Annotated in this window: 20 protein-coding genes; 9 read left to right on the top strand and 11 right to left on the bottom strand. The window is 57.8% G+C overall.

Going from position 1 to position 21,452, the window contains the following annotated elements:
• The first annotated feature begins 5 nt into the window (after nt 1-5).
• Complete coding sequence (locus tag AC13D2_RS16215; RefSeq protein ID WP_278367366.1) at nt 6-290, top strand: hypothetical protein; 285 nt, start codon at nt 6-8, stop codon at nt 288-290.
• A gap of 69 nt (nt 291-359) precedes the next feature.
• Here AC13D2_RS16215 and AC13D2_RS16210 read toward each other — a convergent pair whose 3' ends face one another.
• The gene (locus AC13D2_RS16210; protein ID WP_278367365.1) at nt 360-1,016 is read right to left on the bottom strand and encodes a YiaD family glycine zipper/OmpA-like lipoprotein; all 657 of its coding nucleotides are present in this window, start codon (nt 1,014-1,016) and stop codon (nt 360-362) included.
• A gap of 64 nt (nt 1,017-1,080) precedes the next feature.
• Nucleotides 1,081-2,100, bottom strand: coding sequence for an alpha/beta hydrolase (locus AC13D2_RS16205; RefSeq protein WP_420389224.1), 1,020 nt, complete (start codon nt 2,098-2,100; stop codon nt 1,081-1,083).
• A gap of 97 nt (nt 2,101-2,197) precedes the next feature.
• On the opposite strand from AC13D2_RS16205, the gene AC13D2_RS16200 reads away from it, so the two are divergent.
• The gene (locus AC13D2_RS16200) at nt 2,198-3,091 is read left to right on the top strand and encodes an alpha/beta hydrolase (RefSeq protein ID WP_482938912.1); all 894 of its coding nucleotides are present in this window, start codon (nt 2,198-2,200) and stop codon (nt 3,089-3,091) included.
• A gap of 23 nt (nt 3,092-3,114) precedes the next feature.
• Here the strand turns inward: AC13D2_RS16200 and AC13D2_RS16195 are convergent, their stop codons facing one another.
• From AC13D2_RS16195 to AC13D2_RS16180, 4 genes are read right to left on the bottom strand one after another with little or no spacing between them, the layout of a single operon-like run.
• Nucleotides 3,115-3,411 carry a GIY-YIG nuclease family protein gene (locus AC13D2_RS16195; RefSeq protein WP_278367361.1) on the bottom strand — a complete coding sequence of 99 codons (297 nt, stop codon included), beginning with the start codon at nt 3,409-3,411 and terminating at the stop codon, nt 3,115-3,117.
• Complete coding sequence (locus AC13D2_RS16190) at nt 3,408-4,313, bottom strand: DMT family transporter (RefSeq protein WP_278367359.1); 906 nt, start codon at nt 4,311-4,313, stop codon at nt 3,408-3,410. The genes AC13D2_RS16195 and AC13D2_RS16190 overlap by 4 nt, the downstream gene beginning before the upstream one ends.
• Complete coding sequence (locus AC13D2_RS16185; protein ID WP_292049792.1) at nt 4,306-5,691, bottom strand: sigma-54-dependent transcriptional regulator; 1,386 nt, start codon at nt 5,689-5,691, stop codon at nt 4,306-4,308. The genes AC13D2_RS16190 and AC13D2_RS16185 overlap by 8 nt, the downstream gene beginning before the upstream one ends.
• Nucleotides 5,681-7,183 carry an ATP-binding protein gene (locus AC13D2_RS16180; protein WP_300492709.1) on the bottom strand — a complete coding sequence of 501 codons (1,503 nt, stop codon included), beginning with the start codon at nt 7,181-7,183 and terminating at the stop codon, nt 5,681-5,683. The genes AC13D2_RS16185 and AC13D2_RS16180 overlap by 11 nt, the downstream gene beginning before the upstream one ends.
• A gap of 241 nt (nt 7,184-7,424) precedes the next feature.
• Between AC13D2_RS16180 and AC13D2_RS16175 the strand changes: the two genes are divergently transcribed.
• Nucleotides 7,425-7,823 (top strand): DUF4168 domain-containing protein, encoded by a 399-nt coding sequence (locus tag AC13D2_RS16175; RefSeq protein WP_292049794.1) that lies wholly within the window; start codon nt 7,425-7,427, stop codon nt 7,821-7,823.
• A gap of 141 nt (nt 7,824-7,964) precedes the next feature.
• Nucleotides 7,965-9,056 (top strand): TRAP transporter substrate-binding protein DctP, encoded by a 1,092-nt coding sequence (gene dctP, locus AC13D2_RS16170; protein WP_482938911.1) that lies wholly within the window; start codon nt 7,965-7,967, stop codon nt 9,054-9,056.
• A 2-nt stretch (nt 9,057-9,058) separates the two neighbouring features.
• On the opposite strand, the gene AC13D2_RS16165 is transcribed toward dctP, so the two are convergent.
• Nucleotides 9,059-9,901 (bottom strand): 23S rRNA (adenine(2030)-N(6))-methyltransferase RlmJ, encoded by an 843-nt coding sequence (locus AC13D2_RS16165; protein WP_300492713.1) that lies wholly within the window; start codon nt 9,899-9,901, stop codon nt 9,059-9,061.
• Between the two features lie 213 nt (nt 9,902-10,114).
• Here AC13D2_RS16165 and AC13D2_RS16160 point away from each other — a divergent pair, with 213 nt between their 5' ends.
• From AC13D2_RS16160 to AC13D2_RS16140, 5 genes are all read left to right on the top strand, one after another.
• Nucleotides 10,115-11,443, top strand: coding sequence for an imelysin family protein (locus AC13D2_RS16160; RefSeq protein WP_300492715.1), 1,329 nt, complete (start codon nt 10,115-10,117; stop codon nt 11,441-11,443).
• A 90-nt stretch (nt 11,444-11,533) separates the two neighbouring features.
• Nucleotides 11,534-12,952: a di-heme oxidoreductase family protein gene (locus AC13D2_RS16155; protein WP_482938910.1), complete on the top strand. Its 1,419-nt coding sequence runs from the start codon at nt 11,534-11,536 to the stop codon at nt 12,950-12,952.
• Between the two features lie 9 nt (nt 12,953-12,961).
• On the top strand, nt 12,962-14,005 hold the full coding sequence (locus AC13D2_RS16150) for an imelysin family protein (RefSeq protein WP_300492718.1): 1,044 nt from the start codon (nt 12,962-12,964) through the stop codon (nt 14,003-14,005).
• 4 nt (nt 14,006-14,009) lie between these two features.
• The gene (locus AC13D2_RS16145; protein ID WP_300492720.1) at nt 14,010-15,131 is read left to right on the top strand and encodes a DUF1513 domain-containing protein; all 1,122 of its coding nucleotides are present in this window, start codon (nt 14,010-14,012) and stop codon (nt 15,129-15,131) included.
• An 85-nt stretch (nt 15,132-15,216) separates the two neighbouring features.
• Complete coding sequence (locus tag AC13D2_RS16140; protein ID WP_482938909.1) at nt 15,217-16,533, top strand: MFS transporter; 1,317 nt, start codon at nt 15,217-15,219, stop codon at nt 16,531-16,533.
• Here the strand turns inward: AC13D2_RS16140 and AC13D2_RS16135 are convergent.
• From AC13D2_RS16135 to AC13D2_RS16120, 4 genes are all read right to left on the bottom strand, one after another.
• A complete protein-coding gene (locus AC13D2_RS16135) occupies nt 16,527-16,898 on the bottom strand; it encodes a DUF4870 family protein (protein ID WP_292049800.1) in 372 nt (123 codons plus the stop codon). The two genes, AC13D2_RS16140 and AC13D2_RS16135, sit on opposite strands and share 7 nt — an antisense overlap.
• A 65-nt stretch (nt 16,899-16,963) precedes the next feature.
• Complete coding sequence (locus tag AC13D2_RS16130; protein WP_292049801.1) at nt 16,964-18,604, bottom strand: methyl-accepting chemotaxis protein; 1,641 nt, start codon at nt 18,602-18,604, stop codon at nt 16,964-16,966.
• Between the two features lie 226 nt (nt 18,605-18,830).
• Nucleotides 18,831-20,861, bottom strand: a complete 2,031-nt coding sequence (locus AC13D2_RS16125) for a PhoX family protein (RefSeq protein ID WP_300492725.1) — start codon at nt 20,859-20,861, stop codon at nt 18,831-18,833.
• A gap of 154 nt (nt 20,862-21,015) precedes the next feature.
• Entirely contained in the window at nt 21,016-21,318 is a 303-nt protein-coding gene (locus tag AC13D2_RS16120) for a hypothetical protein (protein WP_007154470.1), read from the bottom strand.
• Nucleotides 21,319-21,452: the final 134 nt, after the last annotated feature.

Raw genomic sequence — 21,452 nt, 5'->3', positions numbered from 1 at the left:
ATTCCATGTCACTGAAGGAGTCACTGCAGAAAAAGCTCGAAACCCAGACTGAATACTGGAGCAAGCAGATTCAGACCCTACAGGCGGACGCCGAAGAGAAGATGGCAAAAGCTGAAGATGACCAGGCGGAAGCTGAAATACAGAAAGACTTCTCCGAACGAATCGAAGCATTGCAGAACCGCGTGGAGGAAGCACGGAACAAGATTTCCGAAATACGGGATTCAGGGGAAGACCAGCTGAAGGATCTTAAAGCAAGAATTGACGAATGGCTTCCAGGCGGGAACAACTAGGAACAGATAGAGGAAAGCGACTCCGGACACGTGCATGGCCCGGAGTCGCTCAATCAGCCTGGGCTGATGTTACTGCATGGGAACCAACGTCAGCTCAACGCGACGGTTCTGTTCACGGCCGCCAGCAGTATCATTAGAGGCAATCGGATAACGCGGACCGTAACCAACCGCCCGGGTACGCTTCGGCTCAATACCCTGATTCAACAGGAAATCCCTCACTGAACCGGCACGGCGCTCACTCAGCAGCTGATTGTAATCCCGGGAGCCGGTGCTGTCGGTATGGCCTTCAATCTGAATAATGGTCTTGTCGAATTCCTTCAACACCAGCGCCACCGATTCCAGTGTATTACTGAACGACGGTTTGATGGTGGACTGGTTGACGTCGAAGGTAATGTTGCCGGGCATAACCAATTCAATTTCGTCACCATTCCTTATAACGCGAACGCCAGAACCCTCGAGTTTGCGGCGCAACTGCGCTTCCTGCTTGTCCATGTAGTAGCCGATACCACCACCAATGGCCGCACCGGACGCAGCACCGATCAGCGCACCTTTACCGCGATCACTGCTGCTGGACGTTGCAGCACCTACAGCGGCGCCACCAATGGCGCCGATAATGCTACCTTTTGTGGCACTCGAGGTTTTCTCTTCCCCGGTGTAAGGGTCGTATGTCATACAGCCGCCCAAACCAACGGTGGCGACGGCAAAAGCAACAATCGTTTTCTTCACGGCATTCTCCAAAGTCTTTAAAAGAGAGGACTTTTCACGGCATATTACCGTTTTCGGGTTTTCCTTAACTGGCCTCTGAAAGAGACCCGTCATGGTCGTTTTCAAACGTATCCACGATGGTATTGAATACGGTTGCCTGTAGATCCTGGGCTTCATTCACTAAGTGATGACGCCCATCCGGTATTCTGAGTTCCTCCACGGAGGAAAATTTATTGCGGATTATCCGCAGATTGTGCTGCCAGTCCACGGTCAAATCTTTCTCGCCCTGAACCACGGTGATCGGAAATTCAACGGGCCGGGCAGACTCTATATGCGGCACCCACTGCCTCAGTGCCGACACCCAATCCACATGCACTGCCCTGGCTTGTAGCGGATCGTAGTCCCTGAGAAATTTCAGGAAACGCGAATTCCCGCTATTGGCACCAAACGCCCGTCGCCACCTGGAAATAAAGGGCCTCGCCAGACTGTGCAGAATTTTTGCTCCCAGCCAGCCAGCTGGCCGTACGAGGGGTGCCAGCAGTACCACCCGACGAAAATCTGAGGTTTCCCGAGTGTGGTGGTTCGTCAGTAGATAGTCGATCAGGATGGCCCCGCCTGTACTCTGACCAACCGCATACCAGGGCGCCCGCAGCCTGTCTCTCACATTGGCCATGACATCCGTCAGCACCGCCTGATACTCCAGAAAACTGCCGATTGCCGCCGGCGTACCACTGGAGAGGCCATGCCCGGGCTGGTCATAGGCCAGCACGTCAAAGCCGGCGCCCAGGCACCGGTCAATCAACTGGCTGTACAACCCAACATGGTCAAAGTATCCGTGCAGAATAAACACGGTGCCCTTGGGCTTTTTCTGCGCCGGAAGACAGAAATAATGGACCATCACCTGGTGCCGATCCGCCATCACATAACCCTGGCGATAGCTGACATCCGGATGTTCCACCCAGAGGTCCAGGCCATAGAAGCGACAGTACGCGACCATATCCTCGCTGAGAGGCTCCTGACTTTCTGGCTCAAATGGCGCCAGCCGCTCCAGCAGTGACGCCCTGTTCCAGTTCGGAATTTCTATGGTATCTGTTTTCCAGTACACGTAGAGTTACACGCCTGTCATGAATGGGTTATACATTAGCAGTGTGACTGCCTGAGCCTGGTGAATAGGTTAGCACACCACAACCCCGGAGTTGCCGATGATACAAACAGTCCTGGAAGCCGGTTTGCGCCAGACCATGAACAGACTGGTTCGTCCTCTACTGCACCCCGCGATCCCCGTTGCCCTGCAACGTCGGTTGATCAGCAAGGCCTACCTGACGTCAATCCCGCCACGCGGTACCCGGTTCGAAGACATCCAGGCAGAGGGGCTTTCGATCACTCGGACCTGTCACAGCGACAACCCTCACGGGGTCGTGCTGTATTTCCATGGCGGTGGTTACATCATTGGCTCGCCAAGAACACACCGTGGAATAACCGGCCACCTTTCGAAATTCAGTGGCGCGATGGTGGTTACTCCCGACTACCGACTGGCCCCGGAAAACCCCTTTCCGGCAGCCCTGGACGACGCCGAAACCGTCTACCGGGCCTTGCTGGATGAAGGTCACCCGCCTTCAACGCTCAGCCTGGCGGGAGATTCAGCCGGCGGTGGGCTCGCCGTAGCCCTGGCCATGCGACTGCGCGATAAAGGTCTGCCATTGCCTTCTTCACTGATGGTGCTTTCTCCCTGGACCGACCTTTCCCACCAGCACCTTTGCTCGCCTGAATGTGAGCCGGTCCTGCAGAAACCGTGGATCGACAAGTCCGCGCGCCTGTACTGCGGCAACACACCGCCGTCCGAACCTCTCGTTTCACCCGTATATGGCGACCTTTCCGGCCTTCCGCCGCTGCTGATTCAGGTGGGAAGCCAGGAAATCCTGCTAAACGATGCCCGGCGTCTGGCGGACGCAGCCAGCCGTGACAGTGTCGATACACGTCTGGAAATCTATAACGGTCTCTGGCACGTTTTCCAGGTCCACGCGGGGCAACTGGACCGGGCCACCGAAGCCCTGCAAACCGCTGGGGCATTCATACGCCAGCACCTGGAAAGCTGACCGGATGCCAGGCGGCCGTTCTCTCAGTTCGTTGCTTTCCTGTTAGCGATGGTATCCGGCAGTGAGACATCCCCACGAATCAGCGCTTCCTTCTGCCTACGCGGCCATTGTTTTATCTGCCACTCAAGTTTCGAAGCCGTCACCCTGTCCGTTGTCTCGGCAGAAAATGCGAGCTCAAGGGGACCTTTACCCCTCAGGCTACGGGCCCCTTTTGGTGCACCGGCCTGGTGCTCGGCAAAGCGCCGCCCTACATCGGTTGTGATCCCCGTGTAAAGAGCCCCTTTGGCGGTCCGTACCATGTAGATGAACCACTGGCTCATGCCGATGTGGCCCTCGCCATTGTCTCCCGGGTTTTACGTTGCTGAATCCACAGCCCCGCAACGATCAACACCAGGCCAACGTATGTGGATGGCAGAATGATCTCGCCAAGGATGAAATAGATGAACACCAGCGACAGGAACGGTGAGATAAAGATGAGGTTGCTGACCCTCGCGGTGTTTTCCGCCTTCTTCATGGCGTAGGACCAGAGCACAAAGGCAATTCCCATCTCGAACACACCCACGTAAGTGGCCGCCAAAAGCCCTGTTGTGGGGCTGAAATCGAACCCATCCGTCATCCCGCAAATCACTACGATCACCGGAAGACCGCAGAGGAAATTCAGGAACAGACCGACCACCGGATCCCGGGTATCCCGCGTGGCGATAATCCAGTATGACGCCCAGACCAGGGTGCTGCCGATGGCCAGACCAACGCCCAGGGGGTCGGAGAACGTTAGCGACAACACATCCCCACGGGTAGCGATGACGACAACGCCGCTGTAGCAAATCAATCCCGCGATGATATCGGCACGTCGCAATCGCTGCCCAAGGAAGGGCACCGACAGATAGGCCAGCACCAGAGCCCAGGTGTAATTCAGGGGTTGCGCTTCCTGGGCGGGCAGCCGGTCAAACGCACCGAACAGCAGAAAGTAGTACAGGCAGGGATTGATAAGCCCCATGCCGAAAGACTGCAAGTATTGGCGGCGCGACAGTTCAAAAACCAGGTGCCATCGTCGTTGTGCAACCAGAATAAGCGCCATCACTACCAACGATGCCGAACAGGCGATCACCAGCATCTGGACCGGGGTCAATTCCCGCAATGACAACTTGAACGCGGTTGCCACCGTTGACCAGAGCAATACGGTTCCAAGGCCGTAAAGCATTGCCTGTTTCTGGTTAGTCATTGGCAGTGTCCTTTTCTGCATCAAGCCAACGATAGAGAGTACGACGATTCACCCCGAGTATCTGGGCTGCACGGCGCTTATTACCCTCCACCGCATCGATAACACGCACAACATAGTCCTGCTGGACCTGATCCAGTGTGGGCCAATCCGCAAGGTTTCCGGACGGCAGCACCGGACGACCCTCGGCAGACTCTGTCTGACGCTTGCGAATACGGGCCGGCAGATGTTCGGGCAACAGCATATCACCGTTACAGAAGGTCACTGCCCGCTCAATCGCGCTGGCCAGCTCCCTGACATTGCCGGGAAACGGGTAATCCGCCAACATGCGCGCGGCCACCTCACCCAGTTGCAGGAATCCGCGCTGGTGACGCCGGGCCGAATCCCGCAGAAAATGCATGGCAAGCAGATCGACATCGTCATCGCGCTCCCTTAACGGCGGCACCATCAGGGTCAGGGTTTCCAGCCGATAGTAGAGGTCCTCGCGGAAGCCACCCTGTTCAACAGCCTTGGCCAGGTCCTGATGGGTGGCCGCAATAATTCGGACATTCACGGCCTCTTCGTGGTCAGACCCCACCGGTTTGATCGTGCCTTCCTGCAGAACACGCAACAACTTCGCCTGGAGGGCAAGCGGCATCTCGCCAATTTCGTCCAGCAGCAGCGTGCCACCGTTCGCTTCGGCAAACAGCCCCCCGCGGGCAGATTTTGCGCCGGTAAAAGCACCGGCTTCATGGCCGAAGAATTCGCTCTCCATCAGTTCATGGGGAATGCCCGCACAGTTGACCGGTATAAACGGCCCCTGCCGGCGCTCACTCTCATCATGAATGGCTCTGGCGACAAGCTCCTTGCCAGTGCCACTCTCACCACTCACCAGGACGGCCGCCTGGCTACGGGCCACCTGTCGTATTTCATTCCTCAACTGTTCCATCGCCCGGCTTTCTCCCACCAGCCCCAGCGCACTGTCATTCTCACTCTGTGATTTGTAGCGCGCGAGTTCACTGGTCACCGCCGCATGAGCCAGCAGGCGTTTTATCTTCAGGCGAAGGTGATCGGTCGACAGCGGCTTGGTGAGAAAGTCATCGGCACCGGCCTTTAGTGCCTCTACCGCCTGATCAACCGTGCCGAAGGCTGTGATGATGATAAACGGAACCGAGTGGCCTTCGACCTGCAGTTGCCGCAATATTGCCAGGCCGTCACCATCCGGCAACCGGAGGTCCGACACGATGAGGTCCGGCCGCCATTCCCGCAATCCATTGCAGCCCTCCTCAACGGTTGCCGCGCTGCGTACCGCATAACCATCCACCTCAAGCTCCTCCGACAGAAGCGTCCGCAAACTGGCATCGTCTTCCACCAGCAGGATCGAAGCAGGTCTAGCTCTCATGATGGGCCTCCGTCGACTCCAAGCGTTTGTCATACACCGGCCAGAATGTTGACATCCGGCACCCGCCGTCCGCGCTGGCTCCAACCTCAATCCGACCACCATGCTCCTTGATCACACTGCCGACTACCGCAAGCCCCAGACCGGTCCCCTCACCCGCCGCACGAGTACTGAAGAAAGGCTCGAAAATCTGCTCCCTCAGCGAGTCATCGATACCCGGGCCGTCATCATCGACCCGCAATTCCCAGTATCCTTCGAGGGGTATAACAGACACGGTCACCCGTGACTGAGCCGCTTGACACGCGTTGCGGACAAGGTTCAGGCAAGCCATTTCCAGGCGTGTTGGCTCGGCCAGAACGCCGGCGCTCGCCTCTGGAATATCGGTACAAATCTCAACGCCATGGCACTTGGGCTCATCGCAGGCCCGCGCTGTCAGTTCGCGAACGGTGGCCCCCAGGTCGGTTTCCCGGCGGGAGTCCGGCACATGGCGAAAGCAATCGAGCAGCTGCTGGATAATCAATGTCATCCGCTCGACCTGATGTTCGATATCCCTCAGGTGTCGTCGGTCACTGTCTGCCAGGTCGCCCCGCCCAAGGATATTGGCGCGGCCCTGGATGACATTTAGCGGCGCACCCAGCTCATGGGCAACACCACCGGCAACCCGGCCAATCATGGCGACTTTCTCCTGATACTTCAGTTGTTCTGACAGCTCCCGCTCGCGTTCAACGCTCTCCCGGATTTCATTTTCCGCAACCGCCATACGGGCGCCCATGTCTTGCAAACCTTCGTGGATCTGTCTCAGCTCCCTCGGCCCCGCGGGATGCCCATCAATTTGCCAACGCCCGGGTGCCATCCGCTCCATCAATTCCAACAGCCGGCTGACATGGCGACCGACAGCACCATAGTGCCCCAGAACAACCACCAGAATGACCATCAACGACACCACCGACCAGATACTGACGGCCCAGATTCGGCTCGATGCCACCAACTCATGGAAATCGCTACGTTTTCGGGTCACCTGAAGCAACCCCTGGATTCGACCATCCGGGGCAACCAGCGGCGTGAATTGCGAGAACACCGACACCCCGTCGACCCTGCGAAATGCACCGTCCAGCTTGCCACTGGCTATCGCGCGTTCGGCACTGTCGCTCCGCGTAACATCACTGTCCGCCACACCGAGGCTGGCGATCTGCTGCCCGTCTTCATCAAACACCGAGGCACCAAACACCCGGCCGATACGGAAGATGGATTTCAGCGACTCCCCCAGAACAATTTCATCGCCATCGGACATGGCCTGGGACAGAGGACCACTGACCGCCCGGGCCACAAGCTCCAGATCCTCCCGCAAACGGTCATTCAGGTTACGCTCAACCGCACCGAGCCCCACATAGATGGCAACCCCGCTGAATATCATCAACGGTACAACCATGCTCAGCACCAAGGTCAGGCGCAGCGAGCGAAACATGTCCCGCGCTCTTGATACAGGCGTTTTCATAATGCGCTCCGACAAAGTGTCACACAGGTATGCCACATGTGACATTTAGCCACAACACACATTACGCAAAGGTAACACCAAATAGCTATCAAGATGTTGTTTTAAATGATTTTTTTAACAACTAAAAAGCTGGCACAGAGCTTGATTGTGCAACACCAACGTTCGAGGAATCGCATTCCTTTCAACGTCAGACTGCAGTCGATGACACGGTGCAGTCCCTTCAACGCAAAAGGAGAACGCCATGAACAAATTTCTCGTTTCACTGACCGCATCCCTGGCACTGCTGGCGGCGGGCCCCGCACTGGCGCAGGAAAATCAGCAAAGCCCGGAAGCAACCAACCCCAACGGCGGATACAGTGATCCCGCCTCAGCCGGCACCCAGAAAACCAACTTTACCGATGCGGAACTGAAGCAGTTCGTTGAGGCCCAGGAAGGCATCAACAATATCCGTGATGAATATATGGAAAAAATCGAAGCGGCTGATTCCCAGAAAAAGGCTCAGGAATTACAGATGGAAGCCAACGATGAGATGGTGACAGAGATTGAGGATTCCGGTATGGATATCCCCACTTATAATTCCATCGCAACCGCTTACAACAGTGAACCTCAGGTTCGGAATCGTGTTGATGCACTGATGTAAGCCGCTTTCCCACATTGGTTGCTTCAGGCCCTGCTATTGCAGGGCCTTTTTGATTCTGCATGCGAAGTTGCAATGGCCATAATCAACGTCGATTGTGGTATCTTGTCGACATGATTTTGTAGAGACCAATGGAGACAAACCATGCGAAGATTCTGCCGCGGGCTAACCCCATTGCTCTTGACGGTTATGCTTGTACTGGCAGGATGTTCAGACAGCCCGGCACCAATGTCTAGCGGCGATAACGACGAGAAACCGTCCTACCCCGTTACCTGGCGCTTTGCTCTTGAGGAAATTGAAGGCAGCGTACAACACCGTTACGCCCTTGAACTCAAGGACCGCATTGAACGTATTTCCGATGGCAATATCCTCGTTGATATTTTTCCCTATGGGTCTATTGGCACGTCACTCCAACTAACGGATCTGGTCCGGGAAGGTTCAGTCCACCTCGCTTTCGCCTCCCCCGGCCACCTGGCCAATGTTATTCCCGAGGTGGGTGTATTCACCCTCCACTATCTATTGTCTGATGACGAAGAGGTGAATCGTAGCGTCCTCGCCAGCGACGATTTAAAGCAACTGTTTCATGAACCCTACGAGGAGCAGAGCCTCAAGCTTCACGGTTTCGTACCTGAGGGCTGGATGGTCTGGACAGCCAATAAACCCTTGCGTAGCCCCGCGGATTTCGACGGACTTACCATTCGCACCATGACCTCGGACATCGCTGGAGAAACCTATAAAAGCTATGGAGCAACAACCAGCCAGGTTCCTTTTTCGCAGGTCTACAGCGATCTGCAGTTACGCCGCATTGACGGGCAGGCCAACCCTGTTTTCGCCATTGAAGAGATGGGATTTTACGAAGTCCAGGGCGTCATGACGTTTGCAAGACCGGCCCAGTTTGTCACCTCCGTGGTTTCCAATACGTCGTGGTTTGACGCCCTTCCCGAAGACCAGAGGCTCTGGCTGGAAGACGCTATGGATGAAGTCGCACCGCTGGCTTACGAGGTACAGGCTGAGCTCAATGCAAGCCGACTTAATACCATCACGGACAACAGCAGCATCCGCGTGGTTGAACTGACCGAGGAAGAGCGGGACAGCTTCCGCAAGGCAAGCCTATCCGCCCGCGAGGCCTATGTACGGATTGCTGGAGAGCGCGGAGCGGCCATCCTGGACCAACTCCTGACAATGATCAGCAAAACAGAGTCCGCAACATCAGCGCAGGCTACGACAGGCCAATAGCGCTATTCAGGCACCAGCCAGGTGCTTTTCGATGACAGACCCAGATAGCGATCGCCGGACACCGCATCCATCATCTCAGCAAGCCGGGTGTCGAATCCCCAGGGCGGATTCACTACCAGTAATCCGGACCCGGACATTCCACGTTGCGGGGCCCGGTTAAGTACAACTTCGCTGCACAGCACCTTGCGCACGGCCCCCTCAGACACCGCATCCTTTAACCGCTTGTGGGGGAAGCCTGCCAGAATCGGATACCAGATCAGATACACCCCATGACGGCATTTTTGCCACGCTCGCGCCAACGTGTGCGCCACCTCTTGATAGTCGCTTTTGATCTCGTATGAAGGATCCGTCAGCACCAGCAACCTTGGTTGCCTGGGCGGCAGATGGCGAAGCAACCCCTTTAATCCATCCTCCTGAAAGACCTTGACGCGGGAATGCCTGGCCGCCCACTGGCCCAGGGTTTCGCCTTCGGCGGGGTGCAGCTCGAAGGCGGTCAGGGTGTCCTGCTCCCGCAGGTAACGGAGGAACCAGCGCGGCGACCCTGGATAGTCCGCCAATTGCCCGTCCCTCCCATCCCTCGCGGCCAATCCACCCAGAATGGCCTGCCAGTCGTCGGAATGGAGCTCGGCTCGAAGTGGCCAGATTTTCTGGATCCCAGCGGCGGCTTCGCCGGTTTTGAGTGCCCGTTCTCCCGCAAGATCGTAGCTGGCACTTCCGGCGTGAGTATCGAAGCAGGCGATGGCAGATGATTTGACCTGCATCATTCTGACTGCAAGCGTTAAGGCTGCGTGTTTATGAACATCGGCGAAATTACCGGCATGAAAAGCGTGGAGGTAACTCAGCATTACAGACTCCTGACAATAGGGGCACCATTAGGCTACAGCAGGATCGGATTTGGCAAACATTTCCGGCGCTAAGAGGACTTTCTCCGCCCCAGAACCCTGAGCCAGATCAAAAGAACTGAAAATCATTCCCCGCAGCCGTTGCAACGGTCCACCCGCTCTCTATAATGCGAATAATAATACGTTTTATTTAACAAATGGCGAAAGGACATCGAAATGGCCCTGCTCTCAAACGCATCACGTATTCCCCTGGCGCTCGCTATCTCTGCAACGCTGCTGACAGCCTGCAGTAACGGCGAAGAAACCGCATCCACCTCTTCGGCAACCGAAGAGTCGGCGGCAGCAGAAGCCATCACCAAATCCGATGTCGTGGAACACTACGCCGTCCTGGCTCATGCAAACTTTGAAGACGCGCTGACCGCCGCGCAATCCCTCGACAGCGCAGTAGACACCTTCCTGGAAAGCCCGACCGAAGAAAACCTGCAAAAGGCAAAAAAGGCCTGGCTGACTTCCCGGGTGCCCTATCAGCAGACCGAGGTGTTCCGCTTTGGCAACGCCGTGGTTGATGACTGGGAAGGCCAACTGAATGCCTGGCCGCTGGACGAAGGCCTGATCGATTACGTAAAGGAAGACGGCTACCAGTACGAACTGGGCAACGAGGGCGCTACGGCAAACATTATTGCCAGCACGGAAATCAATATTGGCGGCACCACTGTTGATGCTTCCAGCCTGACCCCGGACCTGCTGGCGGAGCTGAACGAAATCGGAGGCTCGGAGGCCAACGTAGCCAGCGGCTATCACGCTATCGAGTTCCTGCTGTGGGGCCAGGACCTGCACGGCTTCGATCCCGGCGCCGGACAGCGCCCTGCTACAGACTACGCCCGGGGCGAAGAGTGCACCCACGGGAATTGCGACCGACGCGCGGCCTATATCGATGCAGCGACCGATCTGTTGATCTCCGATCTCGAGTGGATGGTCGCCCAGTGGGCACCCGGCCAGGAAGACAACTACCGCTCCCAGTTACTCGCCGAAGCACCGGATACCGCTGTACAGAAAATGTTCTTTGGCATGGGCTCCCTGTCCCTGGGTGAGCTGGCTGGTGAGCGCATGAAAGTAGCCCTGGAAGCCAATTCCTACGAGGATGAGCACGACTGCTTCAGCGACAACACCCACAACTCCCATTACTACAACGGCCAGGGCGTGGCCAACATCTACTCCGGCAGCTACACCCGGATTGACGGTTCTGAACTGACCGGTCCTTCCCTGTCTGATCTGGTTGCCGAACTAAACCCTGAACTGAACGAGACACTGAGCCAGCAGTTCGAAGAGTCGATGGAGGCGCTGCAAACCATGAAATCCAGTGCCGAAGCCGAGTCAGAGCCGATGAAATTCGATATGATGATCGCTCCCGGCAATGAGAAAGGCGCGGAGATCGTGAACGGCGCGATTATGGCGCTGGTGGCACAAACCGGTTCCATTGAACAGGCCGCCCGCGAACTGGGCATTGACTCACTCAAGCCTGATGACGCTGGCCATACCTTCTAAGGTGACGTCCCGAGCGCAGGCCCGTCGGCTGAGCCATTAGCTGGTCCATTAGCTGATCCATTAAAAGTAACGAAACGTTGTAGAGAAACCATGCGCCAACGCCCCCTGCTACTGCTGACCTTGTTTTCGGGAGTGGCCGTAGCAGCGGCCTTCGCCATGGCCATCGCCCAGGAACCCTATCCAATCCAGGCGACGGTCAAGACGGGGGGCGAAGGCACCGTGGATCAGTTCGATCACAATGCCTATTCCCTGCCCCAGGCTAACCTGTCCATGACCAGGCGCCTGGACTTCAGTGTCGGCAACAGCTTCTTCCGCAACCCCTGGGTCGAAGCTCCTGCCAGCACGGATGCCCGCGATGGCCTGGGGCCACTGTTCAACACCAACTCCTGCCAGGGCTGTCACATAAAGGATGGCCGCGGACATCCACCGGGCGCTGACGACAAGCCCGTATCCCTGTTCCTCCGCCTCGCCGTACCGGCCGACCCCAAGCGGGATGCGGATATTCTGAAGATCCACGGATTCAAACCGGCTCCCGTGTACGGCAGCCAGTTGCAAACCGCCGCCCTACCTGCCGCCCAACCTGAAGCCGATCTGGTGATTGAATGGAAATCCGTGACAGAGACACTTTCGGACGGCATCGAAGTGGAATTGCGAAAACCGGTATACCGGATCGAGAATCCTAACTACGGCCCTCTTCCAGAGGACCTGCTGGTATCTCCACGGGTGGCTCCACCGATGATTGGCATGGGCCTTCTGGAAGCGATACCGCTTGAAGACCTGCAGTCACTGGCAGACCCGGAGGATGCGGACAACGACGGCCTATCCGGCAAACTCAATCAAGTCTGGGACCTGGACAGCCAGCAAACCGTACCGGGTCGATTCGGCTGGAAAGCTGCCGAACCAAACGTTCATCAGCAAAGTATGGGAGCGTTTGCCGGAGATATGGGGCTCACGTCCACCATTAAACCAGCAACCGATTGCACGCCCGAGCAGAACTGTGAGCGTTTCACCAACGGCGGCAGCCCGGAAGTGAGTGACAAGGTGAGCAACTTCGTGACCTTCTATGCCAAAAGCCTGGCAGTGCCCGCACGCCGTGACCTTGACAGTGTGTCCGTTCAACAAGGGGCGGAACTGTTCAATGAAACCGGCTGCGCCGGCTGTCATACACCAAGGCACACCACCGGCACCGCCCCGGACCGCCCGGATCTCAGCAATCAGACCATCTGGCCCTATACTGATCTGCTCCTGCATGACATGGGGCCTGCGCTTGCCGATGGGCGGGATGAATTCCTGGCTAACGGCAACGAATGGCGGACACCCCCGCTCTGGGGCATCGGCCTGGCTCAACGGGTCAATCCGCAGTCCGGGTTCCTCCACGACGGGCGGGCGCGAACACTCGAAGAAGCCGTGCTCTGGCACGGGGGCGAGGCCAAACCAGCTGCCGAACGTTACCGGCAGATGAACGCCGAAGACCGGGAGGCACTCCTGGATTTCCTGAACTCTCTCTGAGGACATGCCATGCAACCACTGACCAAAACCGTGGGTATTGCCGCCCTGATACTGGCTCCAATTTCCGGCGTGGCCGGCAGCCAGACTGAAACGAACAACAACGCCGAACAGCAATGGCACCAGGGTATTCTCGCGGGTTACCGGTCTCTGGCGGCCGAAGCCGGCGACATGTCCGCTGCCGCTGCCGACTACTGCAGCACGCCGGAACAGGAGTCACGCGATGCCCTTGAGCAAGCCTGGCTGGACGCCTTTTTGGCCTGGCAACGTGTCCGTTATGTGGATTTTGGCCCAGTCGAGAGCGATAACCTTGCCTGGCAGTTCCAGTTCTGGCCCGACCCGAAAAACCTCATCGCCCGCAAAGCCAGTTACCTGCTGGACTCGGAGGCCCCGGTATCGGATGAGGTCATTGCCGAGTCCGGCGTGGCCGTACAGGGTTTTCCAATGCTGGAGTACCTGTTGTACGACGAAACACTGAACGCCGGCAACAACGCGCTACCCGCGGAAAAGACCTGCGGCCTGCTGCGGGCGGTCGCCGGCCATATCGAAGCCAATGGCAAGCAACTCAGTGATCAATGGCAGGCATTCCGTAAGCATTACCTGGCCACGGAACAATACCGCGACACCACCATCCGGGCGGGCATGGCGGCCCTGGAGATTCTGGAAGATCGCCGGCTTGCGCAGCCCATGGGGCTTCGCGGGAACGGCAAGCGTTCCGTCTACGCCGCCGATGCCTGGCGTAGCGGCAGCAGCCTGAGGACCATGGAGGCAACCATCCATGGCCTGGAACAGTCCTTCCTGCCGGGCCTGACACGGCTGCTCAAGGAAAGCGACCAGCCGGAACTGGGTCCACGAATTGAAAACCAGTTCAAGGACGTTCTGGAGCACTTCCCCAAGCTCCATCGCCCTATGACCGAACTGCTTTCCAATGACGACGCTTTTTCCCTGCTCCAGGGCTTCTACGTTGACGTTTCCCAGTTAACCACCCTGATCAATGATCAGGCGGCGGTTGAACTGGGTGTCATTCGCGGCTTCAACTCCAGCGACGGCGACTGAACTGATGAGCAGCAACAGGCAACCCGGAGGTGCACCTATCAACCGCCGACAATTACTGAAAGCGGGTGTGGCCGGAGGGCTGGCAGCCACCCTGTCCGGCTGCAGCCTTCTGCCTCGGAAAGTGGACCACGCAGCAGATCAGTACATCGGCGCCGTGGGACTGCCTGGGGGCAGGTTCGGCATTAGTGCCGTCAACCGCAAAGGCGACCCCGTATGGGAGTCGCCGGTCGACACCCGTTGCCACAGCGGCTGCGCACGCCCGGGGGGCTCACAAGTCCTCTTTTTCGAACGCCGGCCCGGCTGGGCGTTTTACGGGTTCGACACCCACAGCGGCGACAGAACACATCGCGTCAAGGCGGACTCCGGGGAACACTTTGTCGGTCACGGAGTGTTCTCCCCCGACGGCCGCTGGCTCTATGTCACTGCCAGCCGCTACGAACAGGGGCAAGGCATTATTGCCGTCTATGACGCAGAGCAGGACTATCAGCGGGCGGATACCTTTGAGCTTCAGGGCATTGGCCCCCATGAGCTGACGCTGCACCCGGACGGAGAAACCCTGGTGATTGGCCTGGGCGGCATACTGACCCACCCGGACTACGATCGCCTCAAGCTGAACCTCGACACCATGGAACCCGCACTGATCCTGATGAACCGCCACAGCGGTCGGATTATCGGGCGATTCAACCCTGCCCATCACCAGCAAAGCGCCCGTCACGTCAGTACCGGTTCTAACGGCCGGGTGTACGTTGCCTACCAGTACCAGGGCCCGCTTCACGAGTCCCCCGCCCTCATCGCCCGACTGGAAGGCGGTCAGCTTCAGGAAATCCGATTCGATGAGGATACCCAGGCAGCGCTGGCCAACTACATCGCCAGCGTTGTTGCCCATCCCGAGAACGACCTTGTCGCTGCCGCGTCCCCAGTGGGCGGCACCGCCGTGGTGTTCAATGGCATCACTGGCGAACTGCTGGCCAGGGTGTCCATACCGGACTGTGCTGGCGTCCAGGCTTTGGCAGGAGGCGATTTCCTGATCTCCTCCGGACGTGGAAAACTGGTGCGTCTGGGGCAGGACAATCAGCCACGGCAGATCGCCGATCTGCCGGTCCAGTGGGACCATCACCTGGTCTGAATCACCCTCAACGCTGTCCTCCTGCCTTAAGGCGACTCGCCTTAGCTGGTATCCTGATAAGCCATTTGTTCAGGAGGACGGCACCTTGCCCGCCAGAAACAAAGACACTCTCGACCAGGTTTACAGCCTGATTGCCAACGAAGAAGACGCCCGGGTCTGCACGGAAATTTCCGAAGAAGCCTGCCGCGAGGTGCCACGCAACTTCTTCCTGATCCTTGGTAGCAACGTGCTGACCAAGCTTGGCGACTTGCTGATCAGCCCGAAAACGGTCCTCGCCTGGCTTCTCAGTGCTATTGGAGCGCCTGCCCTGGTGGCCTGGCTGGTCCCGATCCGGGAATCCGGCTCGATGATTCCACAAATGGTGATCGGAGCCTGGGTAAGGCGCAAGCCTGTGCGCAAATGGTTCTGGACCCTGGGGAGCTTTGGCCAGGCTGCCAGTGTTTTGGGCATGGCAGCAAGCGTCTGGTTCCTGGAGGGCTACGCTGCGGGCGCCGGCGTGGTGGGTGCGTTGGTGCTGTTTTCCCTGGCCCGGGGATTCTGCTCGGTGTCCATGAAGGACGTACAGGGAAAATGCATCCCGAAGAAACGCCGAGGGCGGCTGTCTGGCCTCGCCTCCACCATTGGTGGCACCGCAACGGTCATCCTGACGGCCTTGCTGTTCTGGAACCGGGGTGACCCTGGCGTACTTTTCTACACCCTCCTGCTCTTGCTGGCTGCCTGCCTCTGGATCATTGCCGGCTTTCTATTCGCCTCCGTTGATGAATACGAGGGCGAAACCGGTGGCGGCGGCAATGCGCTGGGTGACGCGCTCAAAAGCCTGTCCCTTCTCAGGGACGACGCGCCTTTCCGGCACTTTGTGATTACCCGCGCCCTGCTGCTGTGCTCGGCGCTGGCGTCGCCCTACTTTGTCGTGCTCGCCCAGAAAAACTCGGACACCGGGTGGCTTCTGGGTATCTTTCTGCTGGCGAGCAGCCTCGCCAGCTCCATCAGCGCCAGTGTCTGGGGCTGGATGGCGGACGAGTCCAGCCGTCGGGTGATGATACGCGGTGCCATTGTTGCCAGCGGCGCCTGCCTGGCAGTGGGCCTGACCGCTCTGTTTGCGAGCGAGGCTACCTCCAGCGTCTGGTTCTATCCCGCCGGGTTCTTCGTGTTGAGCATCGCGCATGCCGGGGTTCGACTGGGCCGTAAAACGTATCTGGTGGATATGGCCGGCGGCAACAAGCGCACCGACTATACTTCCGTGAGCAATACCGTTATTGGGGTGCTGTTGCTGGCAACGGGCGGGCTGACAGCCCTGGTGTCGATGATATCCGATGTGGCGGTGATACTGACGCTGGGCGCCATGGGGCTGGCCGGCGCCATCAGCGCCACACGGTTAAGGGAAGTCACCGAGGATCACTGAGGTTCCGGGGGCTTTCCGTCATTCAACGCCAGGGCGCCTTTCACAATGCGGTAGATGATCCAGATGGAAATGCCCAGCAGCACAAACCAGCCAATGATCAGTGGCGTCGTCACAATGCCAATCACTGTCCATAACAGCCCGATCCAGAAGGTTCGTATCTGCCAGCGGAAATGGGGTTCTATCCAGGTGTCCTTTACGTCATCGAGCTTGACATAATTGATGATCACGCCCACCAGGCCGGTAATGCCCCCGACAAAGAACGACAGCGCCTGCAGGATATAAACCAGCACCGCAAGGTTGCGGCCAGGCTCTTCACGTCGTGCTATAGGATCTGCGTTGGCGGGAATGTATTCGTGCTCGGACAAGTCACTCTCCTTTGGCTCCACACCCGCAGTGTATCACAGCAACAGGAGCCGGAAACCGCTGGTGCCTAGCGGCTGTCCGGTTTGTAACCCAGGCGAAAACCGCCCCAATGCTTGCCATTCACGTAGATCGGTACTGACAGGTCATGCATGACCTCGCCAGTATCCCGGCGGTAAGTCTGTAGCAGCATATTCTGGGTGTGACTGCCACACCGGGCACCGGTGCGGTCGTTAAACAGCCGTTTACTGCGGCTCTTGACCAGATCCACTTTCGGATCACCCGTTGGGGCGTGGGCGAAATCACGGTTGTGGGTCGGCACATAGCCATCCGGCGCAGCGGCAATTGCGAAGACCATGGACGGATGGGCCCCTTTCACCGCTTCCTGCACGGCTGGCAGTTGCTGGTCCGTGAACCGGTCAAAGCTGCTGGAATACTTCTGTGGATCGGTCTTGGGAATGGGGGTTCTTTTTTTATCAAACAGGGCGTTTTCCGCCAGCTGTCCGTCGCGAACCGACTTTTCAAAGAGCTTGCCAATCCGGTCTGCACCCTGCCGGGCCTGGTCGTAGAAGAACCGGTGATAGCTTTCATCGCTGTTCAACGCAAATGCCGCGTTGGCCTCTTCCGCCAGTTCCATCAGTGTCGCTGCCTGCTGGGCAAGCGACGCAACGCTGGTATCGCTCTCGGTAATCTGATCCCGAACCGTTTCAATGGCCGACGATACCTGCTCCAGACTCTGCTCGTTGTTCTGGTCAATCTCGGCGATGCGCGCCACCTGCTGCTGCACACGGTCGGACTGATCACGAATCTGATCCAGACGCTCGCCCACGCTCTCAACCGACTCCAGGCCGGCCTCAACGCTCTTGGCCAGGTCCTCAATCCGCGAGACGATCAGGGAGGTATCGGAACGTATTTCCTGCAGCGTTTCGGCCACCTCACCTGTTGCCTGAGCGGTTCGCCCGGCCAGTTGCCTGACCTCATCGGCAACCACCGCAAAGCCCCGCCCCTGATCGCCGGCACGAGCGGCCTCAATTGCCGCGTTCAATGCAAGCAGGTTAGTTTGTTCCGCGATGCCCTGAATAGTGGTGGTGACACCCTGGATCTTGTTGGATTTCTCGTTCAGTTCCTGGATTAACCTGAGGTTCTCGCTGGACTGCTCGTGCACGGCTCGCACGCTATTGATGGCGGAGGTCAACGCATCACGGCCCTCAACGCTCACCTGGCGGTTCTGAAGAGCCATGGTTGCGGCGTCGGTGGCCTGCTGGGCAGATTCACGCACACTTTCGGTAATCTGCCCCGCGTAGTCCGCCATCTGCGCGGTTTCACTGACCTGACGATCCAGGCGGGTTTTTAGTTGGTCGGCCGCGTAGGACACCTGGGCCGCAGAGATGGCACTTTTGTCGGCACTGCCAGACAGTGTTTCCACCAATGCCCGACCGGCTTTGGCATCCGCAAGGAGGCTTGCACACTGTTTGCCCAGGGGGCTATCCGCTGAAAGCTCGCCGGCGTTGAGTTGCTTGATGGAACGTTCAACCGGTTCCAGCACGCGTAAAACCAGATACACAGTGGCGACGACGAGGCCAACAACCACGCCCGCCACCAGCGACGCGCTGTCCAATCCTATCATCGGCGCCACCAGGAAAGCCCCAAAGGCGACGACAACGGCGACCGACACCCCCACAACCAGAACAGGCCTACTGAGCAACCCCATATCCACCTCTTTGTTTTCATTATTAGTGAATGCATCTTTTTTGACGACTACTCGTGAGCGTAAAGAATTGACCTTTACTTATAACTGCTACTTTAGTTGACCAATACTCGTTATACGGCTGATTGAGGAAAAACTGAAACACAAAAACCGCAACACCGGAAACGTCCTGGTGGACGAATCCGGTGTTGCGGTTTGTTCTTGTCGGCGTGTGTCTGCCTCGGCCCTATCAGGCGCCGATCACACCGCCATCGTCTTTGGTTACGATAACGGTGGCGTCGCGGGGACGGGACTCGGCCGCGTTCGGCCAGTTGCCGTCCGGGTGCTGAATGTTAACGAACATCGTCTTAACGTCCGGTGTGCTGACAACGCCAGTTACTTCACAACCTTGGGGCCCGACGAAGAAGCGCTTGATTTCGCGTGTCTCCGGGTTGGCGGCCAGCATCATGTTGTTGAAGTACGGATCAGCATCAGAGCCATCGGTCTGGATCCACAGACGTCCATTGTAGTCGAACCAGAGGCCATCCGGGCTGTTGAAAATATTATCATCGTTCAGGGATACGACGGCTTCACCATCGACAACGGTTTCCGTGCCCTGCACCCCGGCAAAGACAAAGATGTCCCAGTCAAAGCTGGTAGCCGTGTGATCGTTACCTTCTTCAGTCCAGCGAATGATGTGGCCTGTGGCATTGGGAGAGTTCGGGTTGGCGGCGTTGACGTCGTCGAACCCTGGCTGGCCCCGGTTCGAGTTGTTTGTCAGTGTGAAATAGACCTCGCCAGAGTTGGGATCAACAGCGCCCCATTCCGGGCGGTCCATCGTTGTAGCACCAGCGATATCGGCTGCGAGTCGCGTATTTAGCAAAACGTCAGCCTGATTCTCAAAGCCATCGAACTGGATATCGCCGACCATGCTGCCTCCGGCCGCAGCAACCTTGCTGGCGAAATCCCCGTCGTCCAGATCCAGCGCCAGCCAGTCACCAGAGCCATCCTCGTTGAAGCGGGCAACGTATAAGGTACCCTCATCCAGCAGGTAGCCACCCGCCGTCGCGGCGTAGTATGGCTGAGACGACACAAACTTGTAGATGTACTCGAAACGGGAATCGTCACCGGAGTAACACACCACCGGCTCACCTTCCTTCACCGGCGCAAAGATGACGCCCTCGTGACCAAAGCGTCCCAACGCAGTGCGTTTCTGGGGCTTGCTTTCCGGCGTAAACGGATCAATCTCAACCATGAAGCCATAGGTGTTGGCTTCGTTGCGATAGTCGTCGGTCGCAGCCGCTCCGGTCGTGCTCACATTAAACCGTACACACTGGTCGGCCGCACTGTCTGCCAACTCCCAGTCGTATCGGCTGGAGCTGCCAACACCATGTCTGGTCTGCTCGCGAGGCTGAGTTGCGTCGCTATTGGCAAAGTAGCCGTGCCAGTTCTCTTCCGCGGCCAGGTAGGTGCCCCAGGGCGTTGGCCCCATCGCACAATTGTTCAGGGTGCCACGAGTTTCAGTCGCGCTGGGGCTGTACGTTGTCACCAGCTTGCTGTAACCACGCACCGGGCCACGAATGTCCATCTCGGTGTTGCCGGTGATACGACGGTTAAAGGGACTGCCGAAGACGATGTCCCAGGCGCCATTGGTGTCGCGCTTGATATGAACAACCGACACGCCATGAGCGGCAATTTCCTTGCGAACTTCATCGGCGGGGCGCACGCCACCATTATCACCGGCGTCGGTCGGCCCGTTGCTATGGAGCGCAGACTGATTGATGTACTCATGGTTCATCACCAGCAGGCCTTCCGTTGAGCTGTCGCCACCGGCCTTCTGGTCAATCGGGAAGAAATGGAGACCGTCGTGGTGCATTCCAACCTGCTGTTCCTGATCGGCACCGGTATTGGTGCCGTCGGCTTTATACTCAGGATAGGAACCGGTGATCGGGGTCCCCCAGGGCAGGAAAGTGGTAGAGGAGTAACCCTCAGGAACAACCACTTCGTTGGCAGTGGATACGGCAACGGCATTGAAACCAAGATCCGTGTTGGCGGAACTTCCTCCTGTGGAGGTAGCGTTGTCATCGTCGTCATCGCTGCCACAGCCGGCCAGGCCCAAACCCATTACGCTGGCCAACGCGGCGCCAACGGAACCTTTCATAACGGTGCGGCGCTGCATACGGGCCGCCAGGACCTGATGGAAGGGCGTGTTGTTTGAATGGTTAACGACGGGCTCGTAATTGGGATCCAGGTAGTTGGGATCCAGATCATGCTTTGCCATGGTCCTGCTCTCTCTCGGGTGGGTTATTGGTTTTCGAGAGAACAGTGTCGGTGGGTTAGGTGACAGATTTCAGACAGTAAAAAGACAGTTTCTTTAACAATTTCTTACAGCGCAAAAAAGCCTGCCCCCTCAAGGGCAGGCCACAGACGCAATCTTATTGCATGGAGTCGCCGGCTTCCTCGGCGGCTTCGCCCATCTCCTCACCGGTTTCTTCCATCGCTTCGCCAGTTTCTTCGGCAGCATCACCAGCAGCGTCCTTGGTCTCGTCCCAGGCGCTGTCATTCTGGCCGGTGGCATCTTCGTAGGTCTCTTCGACCGCATCGCCGGCGTCATCCGCCATTTCCTCAACGTTGTCGCCGGCTTCCTCGAGATCGACGCCTTCGTTGTCATCCTGGCTGCAGGCCGCAAGGCCCAGCGTCATCAGCAGTGCCAGTGCGCTCAGTGTCAGCTTGTTCATAACTGTGTCCTTTCTTTGGCGTGTGAATACAACAGCGACAAGTCTACGGCCGTGACTGAGTGGGCACAATTACTTGGGAGTTACGTTTTTGTTAGCAGCGACAATAAGTTAGGGAAAGCAATAACCTGTAGCCA

Source organism: Marinobacter sp. B-12 (assembly GCF_056857915.1).
This window is presented reverse-complemented; position numbering and strand designations above follow the sequence as displayed.